This window comes from Micromonospora sp. B006, from assembly GCF_003408515.1.
GTDB classification, from domain to species: Bacteria; Actinomycetota; Actinomycetes; order Mycobacteriales; family Micromonosporaceae; genus Micromonospora; species Micromonospora echinospora_A.
Window position 1 is genome coordinate 3,330,331 of sequence record NZ_CP030865.1, and the last position, 6,217, is coordinate 3,336,547.

1 protein-coding gene (cut by a window edge) is annotated in these 6,217 nt (G+C 75.6%); it reads right to left on the bottom strand.

Annotated features, from left to right (window positions below; genetic code table 11):
- On the bottom strand, positions 1-6,199 hold the 5' end (the start) of the coding sequence (locus MicB006_RS15170) for a type I polyketide synthase (protein WP_116506936.1). The gene continues 23,633 nt to the left of window position 1, outside the view; the window shows 6,199 of its 29,832 coding nt (coding positions 1-6,199); the start codon lies at positions 6,197-6,199; the stop codon falls past the left edge of the window.
- Positions 6,200-6,217: the final 18 nt, after the last annotated feature.

Sequence of the window (6,217 nt, forward strand, 5' to 3'; positions counted from 1 at the left end):
CGCCGAGCCACTGCGCCCAGCGGCCGGCCTGCGCCGACAGGCCGGCCGCGTCGCGGGCCGACAGCAGCAGTGGCAGCACCGCCGGCACGCGGGACGGCTCGTCACCGGTGACCGGCTCGTCGCCGTCGGCCGGCTCGTCCGCGTCGGTCGGCGTGGGCGGCTGCTCCAGGATCAGGTGCACGTTCGTACCGCTGATGCCGAACGACGACACGGCGGCCCGGCGCGGCCGGTCCACCGCCGGCCAGGGGCGCGCCTCGGTGAGCAGGGAGACCGCGCCGGCGGACCAGTCCACGTGGGGGGTCGGCTCGTCGAGGTGCAGGGTCCGTGGGAGCAGGCCGTACCGCATCGCCTGCACCATTTTGATCATGCCGGCGACGCCGGCGGCGGCCTGGCTGTGGCCGATGTTCGACTTGATCGAGCCGAGCAGCAGCGGCCGGTCGGCGGGGCGGCCCTGGCCGTACGTGGCCAGCAGGGCCTGCGCCTCGATCGGGTCGCCGAGGACGGTGCCGGTGCCGTGCGCCTCGACGGCGTCCACGTCGGCCGTGGTCAGCCGGGCGTTCGCGAGGGCCTGCCGGATCACCCGCTGCTGGGCGGGGCCGTTGGGGGCGGTGAGGCCGTTGGACGCGCCGTCCTGGTTGACGGCGCTGCCGGCGAGCACGGCGAGCACCTGGCGGCCCTGCCGCCGGGCGTCGGAGAGCCGCTGGACCAGCAGCACGCCGACGCCCTCGGACCAGCCGGTGCCGTCGGCGTCGGCGGCGAAGGACTTGCAGCGCCCGTCCGGGGCGAGGCCGCCCTGGCGGGAGAACTCGACGAAGGCACCGGGGGTCACCATGACGGTGACGCCGCCGGCCAGCGCCATGTCGCACTCGCCGCCGCGCAGCGCCTGAGCGGCCAGGTGCACCGCCACGAGGGAGGACGAGCAGGCGGTGTCGACCGTCACCGCCGGGCCCTCCAGCCCGAAGGTGTACGACACGCGGCCGGAGATGACGCTGTGCGCGCCGCCGGTGAGCTGGTAGCCGGCCAGCTCGGCCGGTGTGTCGGTGGTGCCGTAGCCCGACGGGGAGGCGCCGACGAAGACGCCGGTACGGCTGCCGCGCAGCTCCTCCGGGTCGATGCCGGCCTGCTCCATGGCCTCCCAGGACGCCTCCAGCAGCAGCCGCTGCTGCGGGTCCATGGCGACGGCCTCGCGCGGCGAGATGCCGAAGAAGCCCGGGTCGAACGTAGTGGCGCCGTCGACGAAGCCGCCCTCGCGGGTGTGTGAGACGGGTTGCCCGTCGGCGTCGACGGCCAGCAGCCGGCCCATGTCCCAGTGGCGGTCGTCGGGGAAGCCGCTGATGCCGTCGCGCCCGGTGGCGACCAGCTCCCACAGGTCGTCCGGGTTGGCCACGCCGCCCGGGTAGCGGCAGCTCATACCGACGATGACGATCGGGTCGCCGTCCACCGGCCCGGCGGGGCCCCAGGCGGTCACGGTCTCGACCTCGTGCAGGCGCAGCGTCACCGACAGGTGGTCGGCGAGGGCGGCCGGGTTCGGGTAGTCGAAGACCAGGGTGGTGGGCAGGGTGAGGCCGGTGGCGGCGCCGAGCCGGTTGCGCAGCTCGACGGCGGTCAGCGAGTCGAAGCCGAGTTCCTTGAACGCCCGGCCGGCCTTGACCAGGTCCGTGCCGGAGTGGCCGAGCACGGCGGCGGTGTGCGTGCGTACGAGCTCGGTCAGGTGGCGGTCCTGCTCGGCGCGGGGCAGCGTCAGCAGGTGCTGCCGCAGCCCGCCGACGGTGCTCTCCGGTTCCGCGTCGACCACGCGCAGGGCGTCGCGCGCCTCGGCGATGTCGTCGAGCAGGGGGCGGGCGCGGGCGGCGGCGAACGCCGGGGTGAACAGGGACCAGTCGACGTCCGCCACGGTCACCGACGGCACGGCCCGGCCGACGGCGCTGCGCAACGCGTACACGGCCTGGGCCGGCGACATGGGGCTGAGGCCGCGGCGGGCCAGCAGTTCCTGCCCCTCGCCGCTGGCCATGCCGCCGTCGGCCCAGGGGCCCCACGCCACGGCGGTGGCGGCCAGGCCGCGGGCGCGGCGCCGCTCGGCGAGGGCGTCGAGGAAGGCGTTGCCGGCGGCGTACGCGGCCTGGCCGCCGCTGCCCCAGATGCCGGCGATCGAGGAGAACAGCACGAACGCGTCGAGCGGTCGGTCGCCCAGCAGCTCGTCCAGGTGCACGGCGCCGGCGATCTTGCCGTCGAGCACCCCGGCCAGGCCGGCGAGGTCGGTGTCGACGAGCATGGTCAGCTGGCCCACCCCGGCGGCGTGCACCACCGCGGTCAGCGGCGCCGGGTCGGCCTCGACGTCGCGCAGCAGCGCCTCGACGCGGGCGCGGTCGGCCATGTCGGCGGCGACCAGGGTCACCCGGGCGCCGAGCGCGGTCAGTTCGTCGCGCAGCTCGGCCGCCCCGGGGGCGTGCTCGCCGCGGCGGCTGGTCAGCACGAGGTGCTCGGCGCCGTTGGCCGCCGCCCAGCGGGCCACGTGCGCGCCCAGCGCGCCGGTGCCGCCGGTGACGAGGACGGTGCCGGACGGCTGCCAGCGGTCGACGGCGCCGACGGCCGTCGGCGTGGCGCGCACCAGGCGCCGCACGAAGACGCCAGAGGGCCGCACGGCAACCTGGTCCTCGGGGCCGCCCCCGGTCAGGACGCCCACCGCGTGGTCCCAGTCGTCGCGCCCGGGCGCGTCCGGCAGGTCGACCAGGCCGCCCCAGAGCTGCGGGTGTTCCAGCCCGGCGACCCGGGCCAGGCCCCACAGCCCGCCCTGGGCGACGCTGCGCACCGGGTCGGTGTCGCCGGTGCCGACCGCGCCCCGCGTGAGCATCCACAGTGGTGCCGCGACGTCGGCGGCGTGCAGGGCCTGCACCAGCGTCATCGTGGCGGCCGTGCCGAGCGGCACCGCCGGCTGGCCGGGGTGGGGTCGCTCCAGCAGGCCCAGCAGGGAGACGATCCCGGTGAACGGGGTGTCCCCCACGGCGCCGGCCAGCCGCGACGTCACCTGGTCGCGCTCGGCGAGCGGGTCCACCGCCAGCCGGGACACCTCGCCGCCGGCGGCGCTCAGCGCCCCCGCGAGCGCCCCGGCCCACCCGGTCGTGGCGGCGTCGTCGGCGGGCTCCACGAGCAGCCAGCGGCCCTGCGGGGTGAGCGGTGCGGGGACGGTGGTCCGCTTCCACACCACCCGGTACGACCAGCCGTCGACGACGGCGTCCCGCAGCCGCGCCTTGCGCCAGGACGACAGGACCGGCAGGGCCGGGGCCAGGACGCCCGCCCCGTCGGTGCCGAACTGCGCGGCGAGGGCCGCCACGTCGGAGCGCTCGACGGCCGACCAGAACTCGACGTCCACCACGTCCGGGCTGACCGGGCCGGTGGCCGAGGCCGGCATCTGCTCGGGCCAGTAGCGCTGCCGCTGGAACGCGTACGTGGGCAGGGCGACCGGGGTCGCTCCGGTGCCGGCGTAGAGGGCCGCCCAGTCGACGGGTGTTCCGTTGACGTGCAGTTCGGACAGGGCGGCGAGCAGGGCCCGCGACTCGGGGCGGTCGGCGCGCAGGGCGGGTACGGCGACGACCGGGGTGTCGTCGTCGGCGTCCGCCGGCTCCCGCCCGCTCAGCACGTCCCGGGTCATGGCGGTCAGGACGCTGCGCGGGCCGATCTCCAGGAACGTGTCCACCCCGGCGGCGCGCAGCGCGGCGACCCCGTCGGCGAAACGCACAGCCTCCCGCACGTGCCGCACCCAGTAGTCGGGACTACGGATCTCGTCGACGTCAGCCAGCGCACCGGTCACGTTCGACACGACCGGCAACGCCGGCGCCTCGAACGTCAACCCGTCCAGGACCACCCGGAACTCATCCAGCATCGGCTCCATCAACGGACTGTGGAACGCATGACTCACCGACAACCGGCGCGTACGCACACCCCGCCCACGCCAGACCCGCTCCACCTCATCGAGGACCTCAACGCCACCGGAAACCACAACAGCCTGCGGACCGTTGACCGCCGCGACCCCCACACCGGTCAAGCCGTCCAGCGTCGCCAGCACATCGGCCTCAGCCGCCGCAACGGCCAACATCCCACCACCGGCCGGCAACGCCTGCATCAACCGGCCCCGCGCCGCCACCAAGACACACGCATCCGCCAGCGACAACACCCCCGCCACATGCGCGGCCGTGACCTCGCCGATCGAATGACCGCCGACCAGGTCGGGGGCGACGCCGAACGACTCCACCAGGCGGAACAACGCCACCTCGACCGCGAACAGACCCGCCTGCGTGAACCCCGTCCGGTCCAGCAGCTCCGCCTCGGCGGAACCCTCGGGTGCGAACAGCACCTCCTTGAGCGGGCGCGGCAACAGCGCGTCGAGCTGTGCGCACACCTCGTCCAGCGCGGCGGCGAAGACCGGGAACTCCGCGTACAACTCCCGGCCCATGCCAGCACGCTGCGCGCCCTGACCGGAGAAGAGCACCGCGAGCGGACCCCGGTCGGCGGCCTGCCCGGCGACCAGCGCGCCGGACGGCTGGCCGGCGGCGAGGGCGCGCAGCCCGGCCAGCAGCTCCTCGCGGTCGGTGGCGGTGAGCACCGCGCGGTGTTCCAGCGCGGAGCGCGACACGACCGACGACCAGCCGACGTCCACGGTGCGGAGGGCCTCGTCGTCCTCCAGCCACCGGGCCCAGCGGCCCGCCTGCGCGCCGAGCGCGGCCTCCGAGCGGGCGGAGAGCAGCACGGGCACCGCCGGCAGGGCGACGGTGGGTGCCGGTCCGGCGTCGGCGGGCTCGGCGGCATCCGGGGTCGGTGGCTCCTCGATGATGGTGTGCGCGTTCGTGCCGGAGATGCCGAACGACGACACGGCCGCCCGGCGGGGACGGTCGGTCGCCGGCCACGGCGTCGCCTCGGTCACCAGCGACACCTCGCCGGCCGACCAGTCCACCTTCGGCGTCGGCTCGTCGACGTGCAGGGTGGACGGCACGAGCCCGTGCCGCATCGCCATCACCATCTTGATCACACCGGCCACGCCTGCGGCGGACTGGCTGTGGCCGATGTTCGACTTGATCGAGCCGAGCAGCAGCGGCCGGTCGGCGGGGCGGCCCTGGCCGTACGTGGCCAGCAGGGCCTGCGCCTCGATCGGGTCGCCGAGGACGGTGCCGGTGCCGTGCGCCTCGACGGCGTCCACGTCGGCCGTGGTCAGCCGGGCGTTCGCGAGGGCCTGCCGGATCACCCGCTGCTGGGCGGGGCCGTTGGGGGCGGTGAGGCCGTTGGACGCGCCGTCCTGGTTGACGGCGCTGCCCCGGATCACGGCGAGGATCGGGTGTCCCTTGCGCTGCGCGTCCGACAGCCGCTCCACCAGCAGGATGCCGACGCCCTCGGACCAGCCCGTGCCGTCGGCGGCGGCGGCGAACGACTTGCAGCGGCCGTCCGGGGCGAGCCCCCGCTGCCGGGAGAAACCCACGAACGGGCCGGGGGTGGCCATGACGCACACGCCGCCGGCCAGGGCCAGGTCGAAGTCGCCCTGCCGCAGCGCCTGGCACGCCAGGTGCAGGGCGACCAGCGACGACGAGCAGGCGGTGTCGACGGTGACCGCGGGGCCCTCCAGGCCGAGGGCGTACGCGATCCGGCCGGAGACGACGCTGGTGGCCGTACCGGTCAGCAGGTAGCCCTCGTCGGCGCCCTCGGCCTCGCTCTGCGGGCCCATGCCGTAGCCGTTGGCGGCGGTGCCGACGAAGACGCCGACCTTCTGCCCCCGCATCGAGGCGGGTGCGATGCCGGCGTGCTCGAACGCCTCCCACGACGTCTCCAGCAGCAGCCGCTGCTGGGGGTCCATCGCCACGGCCTCGCGCGGCGAGATGCCGAAGAACTCGGCGTCAAAGTCGGCCGCGTCGTAGAGGAAGCCGCCCTCGCGGGTGGTGGAGCGGCCGGCCCGGTCGGCGTCCGGGTCGTACAGGTTGTCCAGGTCCCAGCCCCGGTCCGTCGGGAAGCCGCCGATCGCGTCGCCGCCGGAGGCCACCAGGTCCCAGAGCTGCTCGGGGCTGGCGACGCCGCCCGGGTAGCGGCAGGACATCGCGACGATCGCGATCGGCTCCCGGGCGGCGGCGGTCAGCTGCTGGTTGAGCTGGCGGAGGCGGCCCGTCTCCTTGAGCGACGCGCGAAGCGCCTCGACGACCTTGTCTGCGGACGTAGACATCATGAGCTCCGTACTGGG